This is a genomic window from Chromatiales bacterium (assembly GCA_014762505.1).
GTDB lineage: Bacteria > Pseudomonadota > Gammaproteobacteria > SpSt-1174 > SpSt-1174 > SpSt-1174.
Genome location: JABURS010000013.1, coordinates 24,616 through 45,470, shown reverse-complemented (window position 1 = coordinate 45,470; position 20,855 = coordinate 24,616). Strand labels below are relative to the sequence as shown.

The window sequence follows — 20,855 nt, the reverse complement described above, 5'->3', positions numbered from 1 at the left end:
GCCTAACGCCTAACGCCTAACGCCTAACGCCTAACGCCTAACGCCTAACGCCTATCCCCTCACCCCTCACGCTTCTTCATCTCCTCAAAGCGCTCCAGTGCCCGGGCGCGTGTGGCCTTGAGGTCGACCAGCGGTTCGGGGTAGTTGTCGCCGAGTCTGACACCGGCGGCGGCGAGGACGTTGGCGGGGGCGAGCCAGGGGGCGTGGATGTACTTGTCCGGGAGTTCGGCCAGTTCGGGTACGAAGCGGCGCACGTACCCGCCCTTCGGGTCGAAGCGTTCGCCCTGGGTGACGGGGTTGAAGATGCGGAAGTAGGGTGCGGCGTCGGCGCCGCAGCCGGCGGTCCACTGCCAGCCCAGCGTGTTGCTGGCGAGGTCCGCGTCGACCAGGGTGTCCCAGAACCAGCGCGCGCCTTCCTGCCAGGGGATGAGCAGGTTCTTGGTGAGCAGCGAGGCCACCAGCATGCGCACGCGGTTGTGCATCCAGCCGGTCTGCCAGAGCTCGCGCATGCCGGCGTCGACGATGGGGATGCCGGTGCGGCCGCGTTGCCAGGCCCCGAGGGCGGCGTCGTAGTCGCCGGCCCAGGGGAAGCGGGCAAAGCGCGCATCCAGCGGCTCGGTCGGCGTCCGGGGGAAGTGATAGAGCAGGTGGTGGGCGAATTCGCGCCAGCCCAGCTCGCGCAGATAGCTGGCCACGCCCTGGCGCTCGAGGCCGTGGTGCCGGGCCAGGGCCTGGGCGATCTGCACCGGCCCGATCTCGCCGAAGTGCAGGTGGGGCGAGAGCCGCGAGGTGCCGGGCAGGGCGGGGCGGTCGCGGGCCGTATCGTAGTCGGCCACCTCGTCCAGGAAGGCCTCCAGGGCCGACCAGGCGCCGGCCTCGCCGGGCTGCCAGGCCGCTTCCAGGCCCGCCGTCCAGTCGATCTCCGGCAGCAGTCCGAAGGCCGCCAGGTCGCGGGAGGGCAGGGCGGCATCCACCGCGGGGAGGCGATCCGGTACTGCTCCCGGGATGCGTCGTTCCGGCAGTCCCTCGCGGTTCATGGCCTTCCAGAAGGGGGTGAAGACGCGATAGGGGGTGCCGTCGCCCTTCACCGTCTCCCAGGGCTCGCCGAACAGGGCGGCATTGAAGCTCGCCACCTCGACGTGTTCCCGGAGCCGGGCCTTGATGGCCTTGTCGCGGGCGATCGCGGCCGGCTCGTAGAGCCGGTTCCAGCAGACGAGTCCGGCCCCGGTCTCGCGCAGCAGCAGCTGTAGCGCCTCCAGTGCCGGACCCTCGCGCAGGATGAGCCGGGAGCCGAGCCGGCGCAGGTCGCCATCCAGTGCCTGCAGGCTCTGGTGCAGCCACCAGCGACTGGCGGCACCGTCGGGCCAGTCTCCCTGGGCATGCGGATCGTGGATGTAGACGGGCAGGATGTGCCCGGCACGCCCAAGGGCGTGCTCGAGGGCGGGGTTGTCCGCCAGGCGCAGATCCCGGCGAAACCAGACGATGGCGGTGCGCGTGTTCCCGCTCACGGGCCTGTCCGCGCGGTCCCGTCAGGCGGCGTGGTGCGTGCCGGCCTGTTCACCGTAGTGCGATTCGACATAGGCGTCGACCAGGCGCTGGAATTCCTCGGCGATGTGGTCGCCCTTGAGGGTCACGTCCTTCTGCCCGTCGATGTAGACGGGGGCCACCGGCTGCTCGCCGGAGCCCGGCAGGCTGATGCCGATATTGGCGTGCTTGCTCTCGCCCGGGCCGTTGACCACGCAGCCCATCACCGCCACGGTCATCTCCTCCACGCCCGGGTGGGTCTTGCGCCACACCGGCATCTGGTGGCGCAGGTAGCTCTGGATGTCCTCGGCCAGGCGCTGGAAGTAGTCGCTGGAGGTGCGCCCGCAACCGGGGCAGGCAATCACCATCGGGGTGAAAGAGCGCAGGCCCATGGTCTGCAGGATCTCCTGGGCGACGATCACCTCCTGCGTGCGCGAGCCGCCGGGCTCGGGGGTGAGCGAGATGCGGATGGTGTCGCCGATGCCCTGCTGCAGCAGTACCGCCAGGGCGGCGGTGGAGGCGACGATGCCCTTGGAACCCATGCCGGCCTCGGTCAGCCCCAGGTGCAGCGGGTAGTCGCACTGGGCGGCGAGATCGGTGTACACCTTGATCAGGTCCTGCACGCCGCTCATCTTGCAGGAGAGCACGATGTGGTCGTGCGGCAGGCCCAGTGCCTCGGCGCGCGCGGCGCTGGTGAGTGCCGACTCGATGAGCGCATCGTGGGTGACTTCACCCAGTTCCTTCGGCTGCGGCAGCTTCGCGTTCTCGTCCAGCCGGCGCGCCAGCAGGTCCTGGTCCAGCGAGCCCCAGTTCACGCCGATGCGCACCGGCCGGTCGTAGCGGCAGGCGAACTCGATCATCTGCGCGAACTGCTCGTCGCGTTTCCTGCCGCGGCCCACGTTACCCGGGTTGATGCGGTACTTCGCCAGGGCCTCGGCACAGGCCGGGTGCTTGGCCAGCAGCTTGTGGCCGTTGAAGTGGAAGTCGCCGACCAGCGGCACGTCGCAGCCCATGGCATCGAGGCGCTCGCGGATCTCGGGGACGGCGCGGGCGGCCTCCTCGGTGTTCACCGTGATGCGCACCAGCTCGGAACCGGCCTTTGCCAGCTCGGCCACCTGCACGGCGGTGCGCACCGCATCGGCGGTATCGGTATTGGTCATGGACTGCACCACGACCGGCGCGTCGCCGCCGACCGTGACATGGCCGACCCGAACGGGTACCGTAGCGTGGCGTTTGACCGGGGTGCTCTGGGACGTCATGGCGTTTCTGGACTAGTATGTCGAAAGGGAACGAATGCAGGCGCTAGTGTAGCGGTTATCGGGCATTTTTTATACGCAGGGCAGCGGCTGGGGTGGTGTCGGTCACAGGGAGTAATTACCATTCCGCCATCGTGGTTATGGATGGCTTCGAGGCGAAACGTAAACCAACGTGAAGTACACCAGCTCAAAATTCGTTGCCTACCTCCAGGGCATCCTGATCGCGCTCGTCGTCATCGCGCCCTTTGCTGTCCTCCAGCATCTCTACGTCGTCGGCGAGTTTCGTCCCCAGTTCATTGCCATCCCCCTGATCGTGGCCCTGCTGCTCGGCTCGCTGCTGGGCACGGTGCTGTGGCTGCGGCGTGACCTCGGGCGTCAGGGGGACCTGTTCAAGGCAGTGGCCGACTTTGCGCTGGAGTTTTCCTATGTCCAGCGGCTCGACGGGCGTTTCCTCTATGTCTCTCCCGCGGTGCAGTCGCTTACCGGTCTGACGGCAGAGGAGCTGATGGATGCGCCGGGCCTGCTCGACGAGTGTGTCCATCCGGATGACCTCGAACTCTGGCAGGAAGGCCACGACCGCGTGATGAAAACCGCCTCGCCGCAGGTGATCGAGCTGCGCTTCGTGAACGAGGAGGGTGGTGCACGCTGGGTGCGGCACTATGCCGGACCCGTGGTGGATGAGGCGGGTCGCATCAAGGCCATACGTGCCACCACCATCGACGTCACCCGGCAGAAGGGCTACGAGTCCTATATCCGCATGCTCGCCGACTACGACCCGCTCACCGAGCTGCCCAACCGGCGTTATCTGCAACGTGAGCTGGAGGCCATCGTCAGACGGGCGGAGCGCAACCAGGACGAGTTCGCGGTCATCTTCATGGACCTGGATCGTTTCAAATATGTGAACGATGCCCATGGCCACTCGGTGGGCGACCAGTTGTTGATCAAGCTCGCCCAGCGCCTGCGTTCGGGCTGTCGGTCCGACGTCCTGCTGGGCCGCTTCGGCGGCGACGAGTTCGTCTTCGTTCTGCCGACCGGTTCCACGCGCGCCGATGCCGAGGCCACGGCCACCAAGCTGCTGCAGATTGCCGACGAACCCTTCGTGCAGGAGGGGCTGCGCTTCAGCCTTGGGGCGAGCTTCGGCGTCGCCATGTATCCCTCGGACGGACGCAGCGCCGAGGCCCTGATCAAGAACGCCGACGCGGCCATGTACCAGGCCAAGCGCGCCAACGAGAGCATGCGCTTCTTCTCGCCGGAGATGGGCGATCAGGCCACCGCTGCGGTGCACTGGGAGAGTCGTCTGCGCGAGGCCATCACCCAGGGACAGATCGAGGTGCACTACCAGCCCATCGTCGATCTCGGCAGCGGGCGGGTGATCGCGGTAGAGGCGCTGGCCCGCTGGCGTCAGCCGGACGGCAGTTATCTGTCACCCGATACCTTCATTCCGCTGGCCGAGGAACTCGGCCGTATCCACCAGCTCGATGCGCAGGTGACCGAAAAGGCCTGTCGCCAGCTGCGCCAGTGGCATGACGCGGGACACCTCATCAAGGTGTCGGTGAACGCCTCGGCCCGGCGTTTCCAGCAGGCGGACTTCTGCCAGGACATGTTCCGCATCATCCAGGCGGCGGGCATCGAGCCGCAGCATGTGAAGGTGGAGCTCACCGAGAGCACCCTGATCGAGGACATGGATGGCAGTCGCGCCAAGGTGGCGAGCCTGCGTGAGGCCGGAATCGAGGTGGCCATCGACGACTTCGGCACCGGCTTCTCCTCCCTGGGCTATCTCACCGACCTGCCCATGGACACGCTCAAGATGGACCGTTCCTTCATCCGCGCCATGCATCGAGGCCGTCGGCACCGTGCCGTCGTGGAGGGGGTTCTGGGTCTGGCGCGCAGCCTGGAAATGGATGTGATCGCCGAGGGCATCGAGGAAGAGGCGCAATGCCGTGAGCTCGTCGCCATGGGCTGCGAGGCAGGCCAGGGCTTTCTGTTCGCGCGGCCCATGCCGGCCGAGGCGCTCGATGCCTACCTGCGTGCACAGGCGTCGGGCGAGGTAAAACGGCCCTGCCATAACGGCAGCTGAGGCGCGGGTGGTAGACTGTACGGCCGTTTCCATTCGCTGACAGTCAGCCATGCACTGCTTCCAGGACAGCCTCATCGTCGAGACCCGCGGACGCGGCACCTACGACATCACCGACCGACTCGAAGACGTGATACGGGCCGCCGGCATCCAGACCGGTCTTTGCCACGTGTTCATCCACCACACCAGCGCCTCGCTGATGCTCTGCGAGAATGCAGACCCCGACGTGCGGCATGACCTCGAGACCTTCATGTCACGCCTGGTGCCAGATGGCGACCCCGGCTTCGTGCATCGCGACGAAGGGCCGGACGACATGCCCGCGCACATACGCACCGTGCTCACCCAGAGCGGCCTCGGCATTCCCGTCTCGCGCGGTCGCAGCGCGCTGGGTGCCTGGCAGGGGCTTTACCTGTGGGAGCACCGTACCGCGCCGCACCGGCGGCGCCTGACCTTCACGCTGCAAGGGGTCTGATTACCCGTCAGCCGTAAAAGACCAGGGTGCGGTTGTCGTGCACGATCACCCGGTCCTCCAGATGCCAGCGCCCGGCGCGCGCCAGTGTGCCGCGTTCGATGTGTTCGCCCAGCTCGCGCAACTGCTCGATCCCGCGCCGGTGCGAGACGCGTTGCACGTCCTGTTCGATGATGGGGCCGTTGTCCAGCTCGGCGGTGACGTAGTGGGCGGTGGCGCCAATCAGTTTCACGCCGCGTTCGTGCGCCTGGCGATAGGGGTTCGCCCCCTTGAAGGCCGGCAGGAAGGAATGATGGATGTTGATGACGCGGTTGGGGTAGTAGCCGAGAAAATCCTGGCTGAGGATCTGCATGTAGCGGGCAAGCACCACGAGGTCGGTCTTGCCCTCCAGCAGCTTGAGCATCTGGCGTTCACCTTCTGCACGGGTCTGTGCCGTCATCGGCACCACGTGGAAGGGAATGCCGAAGTTCTCCACCGCCGGGCGCAGGTCCTCGTGGTTGCTGATCACCATCGTCATCTCGCAGGGCAGCAGGCCGCGCGACCACTGCCAGAGCAGTTCCATCAGGGCATGGTCGTAGCGACTCACCAGGATGGCCACGCGCTTCTTCCGGTCGGCATAGCCGATGCGCCAGTCCATGTTGAAGGGCGCGCCGATGCAGCGGGCGAAGGCCGATTCCAGGCTCACGCGCGTGCGGCGCAGGCGCCTCGTGTGAAAGCCGATGCGCATGAACAGCAGGCCCTCGTCGATATCGGTCCAGTGTTCCTCCAGCGAGGTGATGTCCGCGCCCTGGCCATAGAGGAACTGGGTCACGGCCGGGATGACCTCGCGATGCGCCGGGCAGGAAAACAGCAGGCAGGCCTCTGCCGCGGATGTGTCGTCGCGGTCTGCGGGCGAGGGTCTTTGCTCAGGGGCGGACGTGGCCGGCGGGGCGGGTACGGTTTCCTGCTGCGGACGGTTTCTGAGCGGGGTGATCTGCATGACGGTCCTCCATGACACGGTTATTGATGGTCCGCTCGAGTCTGTCGGCGGACACCCCGGCGCTCAATGGGCAAAATTCCCCCGCCGGCTGGCGGCTTGATAGAATCGTGATGCACCCATCGTTTTCATGCCCATGACCCTGCGCTGTCTCACCTTCGATCTCGACGACACCCTCTGGTGGTGTGGCCCCGTGATCCAGCGGGCCGAGGCCCGTTTCTATGCCTGGCTCGAGCTGCATTACCCGAACATCCCGGCGCGCTACAGCACCGAAGACCTGCTGACGCATCGCCAGGGTTTCATGCGGGAACGCAGCGAGCTGATGCACGACCTCACCACCCTGCGCAAGCAATGGCTGCGACAGCTGGCCGGCGAAGGCGGCTACGACGAGGGCCTGGTGGAACCGGGGTTCACCGTGTACTGGGAGGCGCGCAACGAGGTGGAGGTGTTCGACGAGGCGCATGCCCTGCTGGAGGCCGTGCGCGGACAGTATCGCCTGGGGGCCGTGACCAACGGCAACGCCGACGTGCGCCGCATCGGCATCGACCACTATTTCGATTTCGTGATCCGCTCCGAGGAGATCGGTGCGGCCAAGCCGCATCCGGAGATCTTCGCCGCCGCGCTCGCCGCCGGCGGCGTGACGGCGGCCGAGTCCGTGCATATCGGCGATGACCCGGTGCGCGATATCGAGGGGGCGGCGCGTGCCGGCATGCGCACCATCTGGGTGAACCTGCGCGACGCGCCCTGGCCGCTGGATACGCTTTTTCCGGACGCTACGGTGACGCGGCTTGCCGAGGTGCCGAAGATACTGAGCGACTGGCAGCGCGCGCGTTGATCAGCGGGGCCAGCCCGGCCCAGACGTTCTCCATCAGCCGCGGTTGCGCGTCTTCGTTCGGGTGGATGCGGTCGGGCAGGAACAGTTCCTCGCGCTCGACCACGCCAGCGAGGAAGAAGGGTACCAGCGCCACGTCGCGCTGTGTTGCGAGGTCCAGGTACACGCGATGGAAGGCCTCGGTATAGGCGGGGCCGTAGTTGGGCGGGAGCTGGATGCCGAGCAGCAGCACCTCGGCACCCTGGTCGCGGCTGAGCGCGATCATGCGATCGAGATTGTCGCGCATGCTGTCCAGCGACAGCCCGCGCAGGCCGTCGTTGCCGCCCAGTTCGAGGATGACGATGTCCGGGCGATGCCGTTCCAGCAGCCGGGGCAGGCGGGCCAGTCCACCGCGCGTGGTATCGCCGGTGATGCTGGCGTTCACGACCTCGTAATCCAGGCCTTGTTCCTGCAACCTTTTGGCCAGGAGCTCGGTCCAACCGGCATCCGGGTCGATCCCGTAGGCGGCGCTGAGGCTGTCGCCCAGGATCAGGATACGCGGCGCCGCCTGGGCGGCGGTGGCCGCCAGCAACGCACCGAAAAGCAACAACAACAGGATCGTCTTGCGCATGACCGACAGTGTAAAGCATCCCGTGGTCACTGCCCACGGGCTCACCCGCCGCGTGCGTGCACCCGGCGGTGAACTCTCCATCCTCGAGGGCGTGGAACTCGAGATCGCCGCCGGCGAGGCGGTGGCCATCATCGGGGCCTCCGGTTCCGGCAAGTCCACCCTGCTCGGCCTGCTGGCCGGTCTGGATGCGCCCAGCAGCGGCGAGGTGCATCTGCTCGGGCAGGCCCTGCACCAGGTCGACGAGGATGCCCGCGCGCACGGCGGCGCGGGGCAGGTCGGTTTCGTCTTCCAGTCCTTCCAGCTGCTGCCGGGGCTCACGGCCCTGGAGAACGTGATGCTGCCGCTGGAGCTCGCCGGCCGTGAACGCGAGGCGCAGGCACTGGCCCGCCAGGCGCTGGACGACGTCGGTCTGGCACGCCGCCTGGATCACTACCCCCATCAGCTCTCCGGCGGGGAGCAGCAGCGCGTGGCCGTCGCCCGCGCCTTCGCCCCGGGACCGCGCGTGCTGTTCGCCGACGAGCCTACCGGCAACCTCGATGCCCGCACCGGTCAGCAGGTCTCCGACCTCATCTTCCGCCTGCGCGAGGCCATGGGCACGGCCCTGGTACTGGTGACGCACGACGCCGGGCTGGCCGCGCGCTGCGAACGGCGTTACGAGCTGCGCAACGGCGTGCTGGAGGCGGTAGCGGCATGAGGATGTCGACCATCTGGCGCATGGCCTGGCGTGCCTGGCGCCGCGACTGGCGGCAGCGCGAATCCCGCGTCATCGCCCTGGCCCTGGTGGTGGCGGTGGCGGCCATGACCTCGGTGGGCTTCTTCGTCGAGCGCGTGGAGCGGGCCATGGACCGCCAGGCCGCCACCGTGCTCGGCGGCGACCTGGCCATCGGCTCCTCGCGTCCCTTTGATGAGCCGCTGCTGCAGGCGGCGCAGGCCGATGGTCTGGCCAGCGCCCGGCACGTCGAGTTCCCCAGCGTGGTGCTGGCCGGCGACCGCAGCATGTTGGCCCAGATCAAGGCCGTGGGCGAGGGCTATCCGCTGCGCGGCGAGCTGCGCATCCAGGACAGCCTCGACGACGAGGCCGTGGCCGTGCGGCAGGGCCCCGCACCCGGCGAGGTCTGGGTGGAGGCCCGCCTGCTCGCACAGCTCGAGCGCGAGGTGGGGGAGGTCGTCAGCCTCGGCCATCGCGAGCTGCGCATCGGCGCGGTACTCGCCTTCGAGCCCGACCGCAGCACCAATCTCTTCCAGCTCGCCCCGCGGGCCATGCTCAACCTGGCGGACCTGGATTCCACCGGCCTGATCTCGCCCGCGAGCCGTGTGCGGCATACCTGGCTGCTGGCGGGGGCCGACGCCGACATCGCCCGCTGGCAGGCGCGGCTCGAACGCGAACTGGGGCAGCATGCCTCGCTGCGCGACACGCGCAACGCCCAGCCCGAGCTGCAGACGGCGCTGGACCGCGCCGCGCGTTTCCTCGGCCTGGCCGCCCTGATCAGCACCCTGCTGGCCGGCATCGCCATTGCCGTGGCCGCCCGCGGGCTGGCCGCCCGCGAGGCCGAGTCCATTGCCGTGGAGCGTTGCCTCGGGGCACAGCGCAGCAGCCTGCTGGCGATCTTCCTCCTGCGCCTGCTGTGGATCGCGGTGTTCTCGGGCCTGGTCGGCGCAGTCATCGGCTTTGGCGTGCAGTCGCTCATCGCCGCCATGCTGGCCGACTGGTTCGTCGGCCCGCTGCCGGCCGCCGGTCCCGCGCCGGTGGCGCAGGGTGTGCTGCTCGGTGCGGTCGCCCTGCTGGGCTTTGCCCTGCCGGCGGTGCTGCGCGCCGTCAACGTTCGTCCGCTGGCCGTGCTGCGTCACGATGTCGGGTACATCCCGCCCACAGGCTGGTCGGTGGCCATCGCCGGGCTGGCCGCCATCGGCCTGCTGCTGTGGTGGCAGGCACAGGACCCGCGGCTGGCCGCGGTGGTCTTCGCCGGGGTCATGGGCGCGGGGTTGGTACTGGTCGGCGTGGCCCTGGTACTGGTGCGCCTGCTGCGTCGCCTGCCGCACGGGCGCGGCATGGTGTGGCGCTTCGGCCTGGCCGCGGTCGGCCGGCGCGGGGCGGTGAGCGTCACCCAGATCGCGGCGCTGGGGCTGGGGCTCATGGTCATGCTGCTGCTCGCCTTTGTGCGCGTGGACCTGCTGAGCGCCTGGGAGCGCACCCTGCCGGCCGATGCGCCCAACCAGTTCCTCATCAACATCCAGCCGGACGAACTCGACCGGCTGCGCGACTTCTTCGCCGAGCGCGAGCTGCCGCCGCCCGCGTTCTATCCCATGCTGCGCGGGCGCCTGGTGGCCATCAACGGCGAGCCCGTGAACGAGGACGACTACGCGAACCCGCGTGCCCAGCGCCTGGCCACGCGCGAGTTCAACCTGTCCTGGCTGGCGACCCTGCCCGGGGACAACCTCGTGGTGGCGGGGCGCTGGTGGGATACGGCCGATCACGGCCAGCCGCTGTTCTCGGTGGAGGAGGGCATCGCCGAGACCCTCGGGCTCGCCATGGGCGACGCACTCACCTACGACATCGCCGGCGAGCAGGTGACGGGGCGCATCGACAACCTGCGCCACGTGAACTGGGACAGCTTCAACGTGAACTTCTTCGTCGTGGCCCCGCCCGGCACCCTCGACGGCTTCCCGGCCACCTACATCACGAGCTTCTACCTCGCGCCCGAACAGCGTCGCCTGCCGGTGGAGCTGGTACAGGAATTCCCGGGCGTCACCGTGCTCGACGTGCGCGCCATCATGGACCAGGTGCGCGGCGTGATGGAGCGTGCGACCTGGGCGGTGGAGCTGGTGTTCCTCTTCACCCTGGCCGCTGGCGTGCTGGTGCTCTACGCCACCATCCAGGCCTCGCGCAGTGAGCGCGAGCGCGAGAGCGCGGTACTGCGCACCCTGGGGGCGAGCCGGCGCCGGCTCGCCCTGGCCTATGGCATGGAGTTCGCCATCACCGGTCTGCTCGCCGGCCTGCTCGCTGCCGTGGCGGCGCAGGTCGTGGGGCTGGTGCTGGCACGGCAGATCTTCGAGCTGCCCTACGAGGCCAGCCTCTGGGTCTGGCCGGTGGCCGTCGTCGCCGGTATCGGCGGCGTGGTCCTGGCCGGCGTGGGCGGCCTGCGCGCGGCCCTGCGCACCTCGCCGGCGCGGGTCCTGCAGGGTGGCTGAACCGGTATAATCGATTGCCATGAAGCACTCCGGACACAGCGAACCGGTCTCGGCGCGGCGGCGCGAGGAGCTCATCGAGCACTTCGCCATCAGCCCCGACGCCAGACAGCGCGAACAGGCCAGCGCCGCCATCGACCACGTGCTGGCGGTGGAGGCGGGTGAGGATCACCGTCCCCGCGGCCTGGAGGTGGCGGAGATCCTGCGCGGGCTGCACGTCGACCAGATCACCCTCATCAGCGCCATCCTCGCCGACCCGCGCCTGCGCGGCCGGCTCGACGAGCGTTACCTGCGCGACCACTTCGGTGATACCGTCGCCGCCCTGGTGAAGAACGTCACCTGGCTCAACACCTTCAAGGAGTGCCGTGACGGCGAGGCCATCCAGGCCCCCGAGCAGGCCGAGCGCCTGCGCCGCATGCTGCTGGCCATGGTGGACGATGTCCGCGCCGTGCTCATCAAGCTGGCCTTCCGCGTGCAGCGTCTGCGCGGGCTCGCGCACGAGGACTACGACACCCGCCGCTGCATCGCGCGCGAGACGCTGGAGATCTATTCCCCGCTGGCCAACCGCCTGGGTGTCGGCCAGCTCAAGTGGGAGATGGAGGATCTCGCCTTCCGCTATCTCGAACCGCAGGCCTACAAGCAGATCGCCACCTCGCTGGAGGAGACGCGTACCGGTCGCGAGGCCTACGTGCGGGAATTCATGACGCGGCTCGAGGCCGAGCTCGAGAAGGAGGGCTTCGAGGCCGAGGTGAGCGGGCGGCCGAAGCACATCTACAGCATCTGGCGCAAGATGCAGCGCAAGCACCTCAACCTGGATGAGCTCTACGACCTGCGCGCGGTGCGCGTGATCGTCGACCGGGTCTCCACCTGCTATGCGGCACTGGGCATCGTGCATGGTCTCTGGCCGCACATCCCGAAGGAATTCGACGACTACATCGCCAACCCCAAGGAGAACGGTTACCAGTCGTTGCACACGGCCGTGATCGGCCCCGGCGGGCGCACGGTGGAGGTGCAGATCCGCACGCGCGAGATGCACGACTTCGCCGAACTCGGTGTGGCCGCGCACTGGCGCTACAAGGAGGGCGGCACGCAGGACCAGAAGATGGAGCGCGCCATCGCCTCGCTGCGTCACCTGCTGGAAGAGCGCGACAACGACACCGAGTTGCTCGACGACTTTCGCTCCGACCTGTTCTCCGATCGCGTCTTCGTGCTCACGCCCCAGGGCGAGATCATGGATCTCAAGCGCGGGGCCACGCCGCTGGATTTCGCCTATGCCGTGCATACCGAGGTCGGGCATCGTTGCCGCGGCGCCAAGGTCAACGGGCGCATCGTGCCGCTCACCTATGTGCTGAATTCCGGTGAGCAGGTGGAGATCCTCACCGCCAAGGAAGGCGAGCCCTCGCGTGACTGGCTCAACCCGCATACCGGCTATCTCGCCACCACCAGCGCCCGCGCCAAGGTGCGCGCGTGGTTCAAGCAGCGGGACCAGGACAGGAACCTGGCCGACGGCCGGCACCTGTTCGAGCGCGAGGCCCAGCGCCTGGGCATTGCACCGAAGGGCGTCGACCTGGACCAGCTCGCCCAGGAGCTGCACCTGCAGCGCGGCGAGGAGCTGCTGATCGCCCTGGGGCGTGGCGACGTGACGCCCGGCCAGCTGCTGGGCGCGCTGCGGATGCCCGAGCCCGAGGCCGACGAGATCGTCGTCAGTCGGCCCGCGGCCCGCGCACGCCGCAAGGGCCGGGAGGCCGGCGAGGTACGCGTGCGTGGCGTGGGCAACCTGCTCACCCACATGGCGCCCTGCTGCAAGCCGGTGCCGGGCGATGCCATCGTCGGCTACATCACGCGCGGCAAGGGTGTCTCCATCCACCGGCGTGACTGCCCGAACATCCTGAGCCTGCCCGCCGAGAAACGCCCGCGCCTGGTGGAGGTGGAATGGGGGGAGGAGGCCGAGGCGCGCCCGGTGGACGTGCACGTGCAGGCCTTCGATCGCCAGGGCCTGCTGCGCGACATCACCAGCGTCCTCGCCAACGAAAAGGTCAACGTGCTGGCCGCCAACACCCGCACCGACCGGAACGACCAGAGCGTGCACATGGACCTCACCATCGAGATCACCGGCACCACCCAGCTGGGCCTGGTCATGGACAAGATCGCCCAGCTGCCGAACGTGATGGATGTGTATCGGCGGGTGTCGTGAAGTTGCGAGTCGCGTAGGAGCGCCGCGAGGCGCGATCGGGCGAGGCGCGATGCCCAGGCTTGGGCATCGCGCCCTTAAGCTGTTTTAGCCACAGAGGACACAGAGTCCACAGAGGGCGGGCTGCGCCCGCCGCGATGCATCAGCAGGCGATGGTGTCATCCCCCATCGCGCCTTGCACCCAGAGGGCATAAACGGCGCTCCTACAGGCAGCGCCTTTTCTCTGTGGGCTCTGTGTCCTCTGTGGCGTCTGTGTTTTTGCCTGACGCCTATCCCCTCGTGCCCCATCACACGGGCGACTTGCGACTGCCAACCTGTGACTTCCCCTTGCCATGCGCCGCCAGCCACTCCGGCAGCTGGTCGGCGGGCAGGGGGTGGCTGAAGTGGAAGCCCTGGGCGAGGTCGCAGCCCATTTCGTGCAGCAGCTGCGCCTGTTCGGCCTCTTCCACGCCTTCGGCCACCACCTGCTGGCGCAGGCTGCGGGCCAGGGCGACCATGCCGCGTACCAGCTGGTAGTCGTCGGGCCGGTCGTGGATGTGCTGGATGAAGCTCTTGTCGATCTTCACCACGTCCACCGGCAGTTCCTGCAGGTAGCGCAGCGAGGAATAGCCGGTGCCGAAGTCGTCCAGTGCCACGCGTACGCCCATCTCCCTCAGCCGGTTGAGTACGGTGGCGGTCTCGTCGTGCTGTTCCACCAGGATGTTCTCGGTGATCTCGATCTCCACGCGGTCGGCAGAGACGCAGCAGGACGTCAGCGCACGCTGCATGTCCTCGAGGAAGTCGGGGGCCAGGAACTGGCGGGCGGAGACGTTGATGGCCACGGGCGGCACGTCGATGCCCTGGCGGGTCCAGCGGCAGATGTCCTCGCAAGCGCGGCGCATCACCCATTCCCCGAGGCGCAGGATGAGGTGGCTCTCCTCGGCCACGGGAATGAACTCTCCCGGCAGCATCAGGCCGTGCTTGGGATGCTGCCAGCGCACCAGGGCCTCGATGCCGGCCACGCGGCCGTTGCGCAGGTCGATCTTGGGCTGGTAGTGCAGGCGCAGGTGGCCGTGCACCAGGGCCTCGCGCAGGCCCTGTTCGATCTCGTGCCGGCGCATGAGCTGCTTCTGCATGGCGTCGGAGTAATACACGAACTGGTCGCCGCCGAACTGCTTGGCGCGATACATGGCGACATCGGCATTCTGCAGCAGGTTGTCCATGCCGTCGTCGTCGAAGGGGTAGATGGTGATGCCCACGCTGGCATTGCTGTACTGCTGCTTGCCCAGCAGGCTGTAGGGCTGGCCCAGGTCGGCGACGATGCGCGTCGCGATGTTGTCGACCTCCTCGATGTCGCGCACGCCCTCGAGGATGACGGTGAACTCGTCGCCGCCGATGCGTGCCGCGGTGTCGTAGTTACGGATGCAGGCCTGCAGGCGGCGCGCGATCTCGCGCAGCATCTGGTCGCCAGCCTCGTGCCCCAGGGTATCGTTGATCGCCTTGAAACGATCCATGTCGATGAACATCAGGGCCACCAGGCGCTCGTCGCGTTCGGCGCGGTCCATGGCGTGCTGCAGGCGGTCGCGGAACAGGATACGGTTGGGCAGACCGGTGAGGGCATCGTAATGGGCGCGGATCTTGATGGCCTCTTCCTGGCGCTGGATCAGCCGGTCGGCATGGCGCACCAGCAGCAACAGCACCACGTAGAGCAGCAACAGCACCCCGGCAATGCCGCCAAACACCTTTAGCTGGATGGACTGCAGCTGCCTCATCTGCGGGGTGACGTCGGTATAGAGCTCGAACACGCCCTCGATCCCACCCTCCGGCGTGCTGCGGATCGGGATGTAGGAGGCCACCGCGTAGGCATTGCTGTCCTGTTCGACCAGCATGCTGGCAATCCCCCCCTGGCGAGCCTGTTCATAGGATGGGGCACCGCGCTTGCTCCCGCCGATCTCCTCGGTGACCGTGGAGTACACGGTCAGCCCGTCGGGATCATAGATCTTCACCGCCAATATCGGCAGGTTCTGCACCCGCTTGCGCACGTCTTCCTGCAGCATGCCGAACTCGGGGCGCTGGCGGATCTCGGCGCCGTCGGCACCGCTGAGCGAGGTGAGAAAGGCGGAGTAATACGGCCAGAGGGCGTCGGCCATGGCGCGGGTGAGGGTGATGTTCTGACTTTCTGTGATTTCCGTGACATTGCGCACTGCCATGTCGTGGAAGATCCAGGTCATGGCGGCGGCCGCGATGACGATGCTGGCGAGACTGGCCACCGAAAAGAACGGCACCAGCCGGAACTGTCTGGATTGATTGACCATCCCCTGGAGACTCCACCCGGCGATTCTTGTTATTTTGTCCTGAATGCCGGACCGGGAATCCTATACCGATTGCCGGGGCAGGGGAACCGTCAGCGAAGGGATATTTCGGGAGGTATGTCATGAAATCACTGATCGTCAGCATGGCGGCCCTGATCCTGTCGGCCTGCGCCGCGACGCCCCCACCACAGACGGCAAACAATGCGCAGGCGCTCATGGTCGAGGGCTGGCGCTACGAGACCGGAGACGGCGTGGCACAGGATACCGGACGGGCCTTCGCGCTCTACCGCGAGGCGGCGGCACAGGGCTCGCCGGAGGCGGAGTACCAGCTGGGGTTGATGTACGAGCTCGGCATCGGTACGGAGCGGGACGTGCACGCCGCCAACTACTGGTACGAACGCGCCGTGGGGCAGGGCTATTGTCCCGGTGAGCTGAGCACGCCGGCCGATCTGGCAGGGGAATGACGATGCAGGAGAAGATGGTGCCCCCGGCAGGGTTCGAACCTGCAACCTGCCCCTTAGGAGGGGGCTGCGCTATCCAATTGTGCCACGGGGGCGTGATGGCCGAAATCGGCGGAATCGCCGCGGCGAAAGCATACCACAGGGTGCGGCGCGACCGAACGCCGGCCGCCAGGCACGTCCTGCCTGCTGCCTGACATGCCCATGAAGCAGCCGCACGGCCCCTCGCCCGATCAGCCGGATGAGGCCTGGCATGGCCTGGGCCGGGACGCGGTGCTCGCGCGCGTGCAGGCGAATGCCGATGGCCTGGCCGCGGCCGAGGCGCGGCTCCGGCTCGAGCATTTTGGCCCCAACCGCCTGCCCGAGGCGGCCCCCCAGCCGGCCTGGCAGCGCTTTCTCCTGCAGTTTCACAACGTCCTCATCTATGTGCTGATACTTGCCGGCGCGGTGACCGCATTCATCGGTCACTGGCTCGATGCCGGGGTCATCGCGGGCGTGGTGCTCGTCAACGCCCTCATCGGCCATGTCCAGGAGGGCAAGGCGGCGAAGGCCCTGGACGCGATCCGCGGCCTGCTGGCCCAGCAGGCCATGGTGCGACGGGACGGCCACCTGGTGGCCGTCCCGGCCGAGGCGCTGGTACCCGGTGACGTGGTGCTGCTGCAGTCGGGCGACCGCGTGCCGGCCGATATCTATCTCCTGCGCGTGCACGACCTGCGCATCGACGAGTCGCTGCTCACCGGTGAATCGGTGCCGGTGAACAAGGCCGCGGAGCCCGTCGCGGCCGATGTCCCGCTGGGCGATCGCCGCAACATGGCCTATTCCGGCGCATTGGTCACCTACGGCCAGGCCCATGGCGTGGTCGTGGCTACCGGCGCGCACACCGAGCTCGGCCGCATCAGCGGCCTGCTCAGCACGGTGCAGACGCTCACCACGCCGCTGCTGCGGCAGATGGACCAGTTCTCCCGCTGGCTCACCGCCGCCATCCTGGTCATCGCCAGCGCCACCTTCGCCTTCGGCGTGTGGCTGCGCGACTACAGCGCCAGCGACATGTTCCTGGCAGCGGTCGGACTGGCCGTGGCCGCCATCCCCGAGGGCCTGCCGGCGATCATGACCATCACCCTGGCCATCGGCGTGCAGCGCATGGCCAGGCGCAACGCCATCGTGCGCCGGTTGCCGGCCGTCGAGACCCTGGGGGCGGTCACGGTCATCTGCTCGGACAAGACCGGCACGCTCACGCGCAACGAGATGACCGCGCTCACCGTCGTCTGCGCCGACAGCCAGTGCGAGATCACCGGCAGCGGGTACGATCCCCATGGCGAGTTCCAGGTGGATGGCCAGGTCATCGACGTGACCGAGCAGCCGACCCTCGAGGAGCTCGCCCGCGCAGTGCTGCTGTGCAACGACGCGCGGGTACAGCGCGACGGCGACGACTGGACGCTGTTCGGCGATCCCACCGAAGGGGCGCTGGTGGTGATGGCCATGAAGGCCGGCCTGGATCACGACGCCGAGGAGGCCGAGACCCCGCGCACCGACGTCATCCCCTTCGAGTCGCTGTACAAGTTCATGGCCACCCTGCATCACGACCATGCCGGGCACGGCTTCATCTACATCAAGGGGGCACCCGAGCAGCTGCTGGACAAGTGCCGCAGCCAGCGTGAGCAGGGCGAGGACCGTCCGCTGGATCGCGCCTACTGGGAGCGGCACATGGAGGCCATCGCCCGGCGCGGGCAGCGCCTGATCGCCGTGGGCTTCAAGCCCACCGGCACCGATCACCGCGAGCTGAGCTTCGATGACCTGGAGGATGGCCTCACCCTGCTCGGACTCGTCGGCATCATGGACCCGCCGCGTACCGAGGCCATCGATGCCGTGGCCGCCTGCCGGCGCGCCGGCATCCGCGTGAAGATGATCACCGGCGACCATGCCGTCACCGCCAGCGCCATCGGCCTGCAGATGGGCATCGGCGACGGCGAGCGGGTGGTGAGCGGTCACGCGCTCGACGCCCTGGACGACGCGGCCTTGCGCGAACTCGCCGAAGAGGCAGAGGTCTTCGCCCGCACCAGTCCCGAACACAAGCTGCGCCTGGTCGAGGCCCTGCAGGCCGACGGCGAGGTGGTGGCCATGACCGGCGACGGCGTCAACGACGCCCCCGCACTCAAGCGCGCCGACGTCGGCGTGGCCATGGGTCGCAAGGGCACCGAGGCCGCCAGGGAGGCCGCCGAGATGGTGCTGGCCGACGACAACTTCGCCTCCATCGCCAATGCCGTGGAGGAGGGGCGCACCGTCTACGACAACCTGAAGAAGGCCATCCTCTTCATCCTGCCGACCAACGGCGGCGAGGCGCTCACCATCATCGCCGCCATCCTCTTCGGCCGCCTGCTGCCGATCACGCCGGTGCAGATCCTCTGGGTGAACATGGTCACCGCCGTCACCCTGGCACTCGCGCTCGCCTTCGAGCCACCCGAGCGCAACGTCATGACCCGGGCCCCGCGCGACCCGCGCGAGCCGCTATTGTCGCCCTTCCTCATCTGGCGCATCGTGTTCGTCTCCGGCATCCTCATGCTCGGCACCTTCGGTCTGTTCATCTACTATCGCGAACAGGGCGCCTCCATCGAGCAGGCGCGCACCATCGCCGTCAACACCCTGGTCATGTTCGAGGTCTTCTACCTCTTCAGCGCCCGTCATCTCATCGACAGCGCCGCCACGGTCGAGGGCATTGTCGGCAACCGTTACGTGCTCTATGCCGTCGGCATCCTGCTCGTGCTGCAGCTGCTCTTCACCTACCTGCCACCCCTGCAACAGCTCTTCGGCACCGTCGGCCTGGCTGTCATCGACTGGGCCTGGATTGTCGCGGTGGCCATGAGCGTGTTCGTGCTGGTGGAGATCGAGAAGGGGGTGATACGGGTGATGAAGGGTCGGCAGGGCATATCCCGTTGACGCCGTCTCTTCGCGCCTGTTGCATCCATTGCAGTTGGGATGATGAGCACGAAAAAGGCCGCTACATGCGGCCTTTTTCGTGTGTCGATGAAGGGCCTGCCTACCTGTTCGGTCTAATGCTGCTCACAGCATCCCCATCACGGCCTTCAGGCTCCTTTCCACGGCCTGCATCTCCTCGCGGGTGAGCGTGGTCAGCGGGCCTTCGCCGAAGCGTCTGCGGTCCAGGGCGCGGGGCTGGTCGACGACGATCTGGCATGGCTTCAGGAGTCGGTCGCGGGCGGGGAGGGTGATGCGCCAGTGACGGAAGGCGGGGTAGACCTGCGAGGTGAGGGGCAGGACGATGACGGGGAGGTCTTCAAGGGCGAGCAGCTCGTCGGCCTGGATGATCAGCACGGGCCGGGTCTTGCCGATTTCGCGACCCTGGTTCGGGTTCAGCCGCGCCACCCAGACCTCACCGCGGCGCATCAGCGCCACCAGTCGCTGTCGGACAGGCCCGGCTTTTCACTCTGCTCCAGGGCCTCGTTGCTGGCGGACTCGGCCTCCTGCAACAGCGCCTGGGTCTCCTCGCGGATGGCCGGGGTGTCGTAGGCGGTACGGGCCTCTGCCACCACCTGCGCCATGAAGCGCTCGCGCTCGCGGCGGGCGAGGTAGTCGACGATGGCCTCGCGGACGACCTCGGAGCGTGGCCGGCCTTCCAGGCGGGCCTCTTCGGCGAGGTGGGCCTCGATGTCTTCGGGCAGGCGCAGGCTGATGGTGGCCATGTGGTTCAATCCGTATTGCGTTTTGTAATACGGATTGTAGTTGCCGGAATTTCACCGGGCAAGCGCCTGCCAGTATCACAGACGCCAGGGATCAGCAGATCCGCGGTAGCGGGTCGTCCTCCAGCTCCTCGAGGAAGCGCTCGCCGCCGATGGGGGTCTCGAGGACGACGCGGCTGGCGCCGGTCTCGACCTGGCCGATGAGGGCGGCCTGTTCGCCCTGGGGCAGGGCCTGCCAGCGGGCGAGGGCCTCGTCGGCGGCCCCGGGGGCGACGATGGCGACGATGCGGCCCTCGCAGGCGAGGTAGTAGGGGTCGTAGCCGAGCATCTCGCAGACGGCGCGCACGGGGTCGCGCACGGGGATGGCGGACTCGTTCAGGCGCACGCCGGCGCCGCAGGCCTCGGCGATCTCGTGGGCGACGGTGGCCAGGCCCCCGCGCGTGGGGTCGCGCATGAAGCGCAGGCCCGGCAGGTCGAACAGGGCCCGGGCCAGCGGCAGCACGCTGGCGGCATCGGACTGCAGGTCGCCGCGCAGGCCGAACTGCTCGCGTGCCAGCATCACGGCCGTGCCGTGGTCGCCCACCGGCCCGCTGACGAGGATCCGGTCGCCCGGCCGCACGTCCTTCAGGCTCAGCACCTGCGGCGTGGCCCGCAGGCCGATGCCGGCGGTGGCCAGATACAGCCCGCTGCCCTCGCCGTGCGGCACCACCTTGGTGTCGCCCGCGACCACCGCCACGCCGCAGTCGCGCGCCGCGCCGGCGAGATCCCCGACGATGCGCTCCAGCTGGGCGAAGGACAGCCCCTCCTCGATGAAGGCATTCAGACTCAGCACCTGCGGGATCGCGCCGGCCACGGCCAGGTCGTTCACCGTGCCGTGCACGGCCAGCGAGCCGATGCTGCCGCCCGGAAACTCCAGCGGTTTCACCGTGAAACCATCGGTGGAAAACAGCAGGTCGCCGTTGAGGTTCAGATGCGCGGCATCGGTGTGCGTATCGAGCCGGTCATTGGCCAGGTGTCTGGCGAACACCTCGTCGATCAGCTCGCGCATGAAACGCCCGCCGTTGCCGTGGGCAAGGGTGATATGTCGTTCGGTCATGTTGGTTTTCTGGTTTTTTCTCGCGTACGAATTCATCGTCTGGGATCAATCGCATGATCTGCCACAGAGGGCACAGAGTCCACAGAGGGGGCGGGTCGCCGTGCCCGTCGCGATGCAGCAGGCGATGATGCTATCCCTTGATCGCGCCTTGCAGCGCTCCTACGAATCCCCGTTTTTCTCTGTGATCTCTGTGTCCTCTG

Annotated in this window: 16 protein-coding genes and 1 tRNA gene; 8 read left to right on the top strand and 9 right to left on the bottom strand. The window is 68.0% G+C overall.

Features of this window, described 5'->3' with window-relative positions; translation table 11 throughout:
* Nucleotides 1-59 precede the first annotated feature (59 nt).
* A complete protein-coding gene (locus HUJ28_00880) occupies nucleotides 60-1,508 on the bottom strand; it encodes a deoxyribodipyrimidine photo-lyase (GenBank protein MBD3618016.1) in 1,449 nt (482 codons plus the stop codon).
* 21 nt (nucleotides 1,509-1,529) lie between these two features.
* The gene (ispG, locus tag HUJ28_00875) at nucleotides 1,530-2,783 is read right to left on the bottom strand and encodes a flavodoxin-dependent (E)-4-hydroxy-3-methylbut-2-enyl-diphosphate synthase (GenBank protein MBD3618015.1); all 1,254 of its coding nucleotides are present in this window, start codon (nucleotides 2,781-2,783) and stop codon (nucleotides 1,530-1,532) included.
* 169 nt (nucleotides 2,784-2,952) lie between these two features.
* Between ispG and HUJ28_00870 the strand changes: the two genes are divergently transcribed.
* Together HUJ28_00870 and HUJ28_00865 are read left to right on the top strand one after the other, a co-directional pair.
* Nucleotides 2,953-4,857: an EAL domain-containing protein gene (locus HUJ28_00870; GenBank protein ID MBD3618014.1), complete on the top strand. Its 1,905-nt coding sequence runs from the start codon at nucleotides 2,953-2,955 to the stop codon at nucleotides 4,855-4,857.
* 49 nt (nucleotides 4,858-4,906) lie between these two features.
* The gene (locus tag HUJ28_00865) at nucleotides 4,907-5,326 is read left to right on the top strand and encodes a YjbQ family protein (protein MBD3618013.1); all 420 of its coding nucleotides are present in this window, start codon (nucleotides 4,907-4,909) and stop codon (nucleotides 5,324-5,326) included.
* Between the two features lie 7 nt (nucleotides 5,327-5,333).
* On the opposite strand, the gene purU is transcribed toward HUJ28_00865, so the two are convergent.
* Nucleotides 5,334-6,302, bottom strand: coding sequence for a formyltetrahydrofolate deformylase (purU, locus tag HUJ28_00860; GenBank protein ID MBD3618012.1), 969 nt, complete (start codon nucleotides 6,300-6,302; stop codon nucleotides 5,334-5,336).
* 133 nt (nucleotides 6,303-6,435) lie between these two features.
* Between purU and HUJ28_00855 the strand changes: the two genes are divergently transcribed.
* Nucleotides 6,436-7,134 carry an HAD family hydrolase gene (locus HUJ28_00855; protein MBD3618011.1) on the top strand — a complete coding sequence of 233 codons (699 nt, stop codon included), beginning with the start codon at nucleotides 6,436-6,438 and terminating at the stop codon, nucleotides 7,132-7,134.
* Here HUJ28_00855 and HUJ28_00850 read toward each other — a convergent pair.
* On the bottom strand, nucleotides 7,073-7,870 hold the full coding sequence (locus HUJ28_00850; protein MBD3618010.1) for an arylesterase: 798 nt from the start codon (nucleotides 7,868-7,870) through the stop codon (nucleotides 7,073-7,075). The genes HUJ28_00855 and HUJ28_00850 overlap by 62 nt on opposite strands.
* On the opposite strand from HUJ28_00850, the gene HUJ28_00845 reads away from it, so the two are divergent.
* The 3 genes from HUJ28_00845 to relA are packed head-to-tail and all read left to right on the top strand — an operon-like array spanning nucleotide 7,764 to nucleotide 13,121.
* Entirely contained in the window at nucleotides 7,764-8,435 is a 672-nt protein-coding gene (locus tag HUJ28_00845) for an ATP-binding cassette domain-containing protein (protein ID MBD3618009.1), read from the top strand. The genes HUJ28_00850 and HUJ28_00845 overlap by 107 nt on opposite strands.
* Nucleotides 8,432-10,930, top strand: coding sequence for an FtsX-like permease family protein (locus HUJ28_00840; protein ID MBD3618008.1), 2,499 nt, complete (start codon nucleotides 8,432-8,434; stop codon nucleotides 10,928-10,930). The genes HUJ28_00845 and HUJ28_00840 overlap by 4 nt, the downstream gene beginning before the upstream one ends.
* A 19-nt stretch (nucleotides 10,931-10,949) precedes the next feature.
* Nucleotides 10,950-13,121, top strand: coding sequence for a GTP diphosphokinase (gene relA / locus HUJ28_00835; GenBank protein ID MBD3618007.1), 2,172 nt, complete (start codon nucleotides 10,950-10,952; stop codon nucleotides 13,119-13,121).
* Between the two features lie 284 nt (nucleotides 13,122-13,405).
* Here the strand turns inward: relA and HUJ28_00830 are convergent, their stop codons facing one another.
* Entirely contained in the window at nucleotides 13,406-15,412 is a 2,007-nt protein-coding gene (locus HUJ28_00830) for an EAL domain-containing protein (GenBank protein ID MBD3618006.1), read from the bottom strand.
* A 119-nt stretch (nucleotides 15,413-15,531) separates the two neighbouring features.
* Here HUJ28_00830 and HUJ28_00825 point away from each other — a divergent pair, with 119 nt between their 5' ends.
* The gene (locus HUJ28_00825; GenBank protein ID MBD3618005.1) at nucleotides 15,532-15,873 is read left to right on the top strand and encodes a sel1 repeat family protein; all 342 of its coding nucleotides are present in this window, start codon (nucleotides 15,532-15,534) and stop codon (nucleotides 15,871-15,873) included.
* Between the two features lie 15 nt (nucleotides 15,874-15,888).
* On the opposite strand, the gene HUJ28_00820 is transcribed toward HUJ28_00825, so the two are convergent.
* Nucleotides 15,889-15,965 (bottom strand) — tRNA-Arg (locus HUJ28_00820).
* Nucleotides 15,966-16,071: 106 nt separating this feature from the next.
* Here HUJ28_00820 and HUJ28_00815 point away from each other — a divergent pair.
* Nucleotides 16,072-18,801 (top strand): cation-transporting P-type ATPase, encoded by a 2,730-nt coding sequence (locus tag HUJ28_00815; protein ID MBD3618004.1) that lies wholly within the window; start codon nucleotides 16,072-16,074, stop codon nucleotides 18,799-18,801.
* Nucleotides 18,802-18,924: 123 nt separating this feature from the next.
* Here the strand turns inward: HUJ28_00815 and HUJ28_00810 are convergent, their stop codons facing one another.
* From HUJ28_00810 to hypE, 3 genes are all read right to left on the bottom strand, one after another.
* Entirely contained in the window at nucleotides 18,925-19,266 is a 342-nt protein-coding gene (locus tag HUJ28_00810) for a type II toxin-antitoxin system PemK/MazF family toxin (protein MBD3618003.1), read from the bottom strand.
* Nucleotides 19,266-19,562 carry a ribbon-helix-helix protein, CopG family gene (locus HUJ28_00805; GenBank protein ID MBD3618002.1) on the bottom strand — a complete coding sequence of 99 codons (297 nt, stop codon included), beginning with the start codon at nucleotides 19,560-19,562 and terminating at the stop codon, nucleotides 19,266-19,268. Before HUJ28_00805 ends, HUJ28_00810 begins: the two co-directional genes overlap by 1 nt.
* A gap of 91 nt (nucleotides 19,563-19,653) precedes the next feature.
* Complete coding sequence (hypE, locus tag HUJ28_00800; protein ID MBD3618001.1) at nucleotides 19,654-20,655, bottom strand: hydrogenase expression/formation protein HypE; 1,002 nt, start codon at nucleotides 20,653-20,655, stop codon at nucleotides 19,654-19,656.
* Nucleotides 20,656-20,855 lie beyond the last annotated feature (200 nt).

Coding starts and splice junctions, on each gene's coding strand:
- ispG (MBD3618015.1), bottom strand. CDS start 2,783: ATGACGTCCCAGAGCACCCCGGTCAAACGCCACGCTACGGTACCCGTT.
- HUJ28_00865 (MBD3618013.1), top strand. CDS start 4,907: ATGCACTGCTTCCAGGACAGCCTCATCGTCGAGACCCGCGGACGCGGC.
- purU (MBD3618012.1), bottom strand. CDS start 6,302: ATGCAGATCACCCCGCTCAGAAACCGTCCGCAGCAGGAAACCGTACCC.
- HUJ28_00855 (MBD3618011.1), top strand. CDS start 6,436: ATGACCCTGCGCTGTCTCACCTTCGATCTCGACGACACCCTCTGGTGG.
- HUJ28_00850 (MBD3618010.1), bottom strand. CDS start 7,870: ATGGCCACCGCCTCGCCGGCGGCGATCTCGAGTTCCACGCCCTCGAGG.
- HUJ28_00840 (MBD3618008.1), top strand. CDS start 8,432: ATGAGGATGTCGACCATCTGGCGCATGGCCTGGCGTGCCTGGCGCCGC.
- relA (MBD3618007.1), top strand. CDS start 10,950: ATGAAGCACTCCGGACACAGCGAACCGGTCTCGGCGCGGCGGCGCGAG.
- HUJ28_00830 (MBD3618006.1), bottom strand. CDS start 15,412: ATGGTCAATCAATCCAGACAGTTCCGGCTGGTGCCGTTCTTTTCGGTG.
- HUJ28_00825 (MBD3618005.1), top strand. CDS start 15,532: ATGAAATCACTGATCGTCAGCATGGCGGCCCTGATCCTGTCGGCCTGC.
- HUJ28_00815 (MBD3618004.1), top strand. CDS start 16,072: ATGAAGCAGCCGCACGGCCCCTCGCCCGATCAGCCGGATGAGGCCTGG.
- HUJ28_00810 (MBD3618003.1), bottom strand. CDS start 19,266: ATGCGCCGCGGTGAGGTCTGGGTGGCGCGGCTGAACCCGAACCAGGGT.
- HUJ28_00805 (MBD3618002.1), bottom strand. CDS start 19,562: ATGGCCACCATCAGCCTGCGCCTGCCCGAAGACATCGAGGCCCACCTC.
- hypE (MBD3618001.1), bottom strand. CDS start 20,655: ATGACCGAACGACATATCACCCTTGCCCACGGCAACGGCGGGCGTTTC.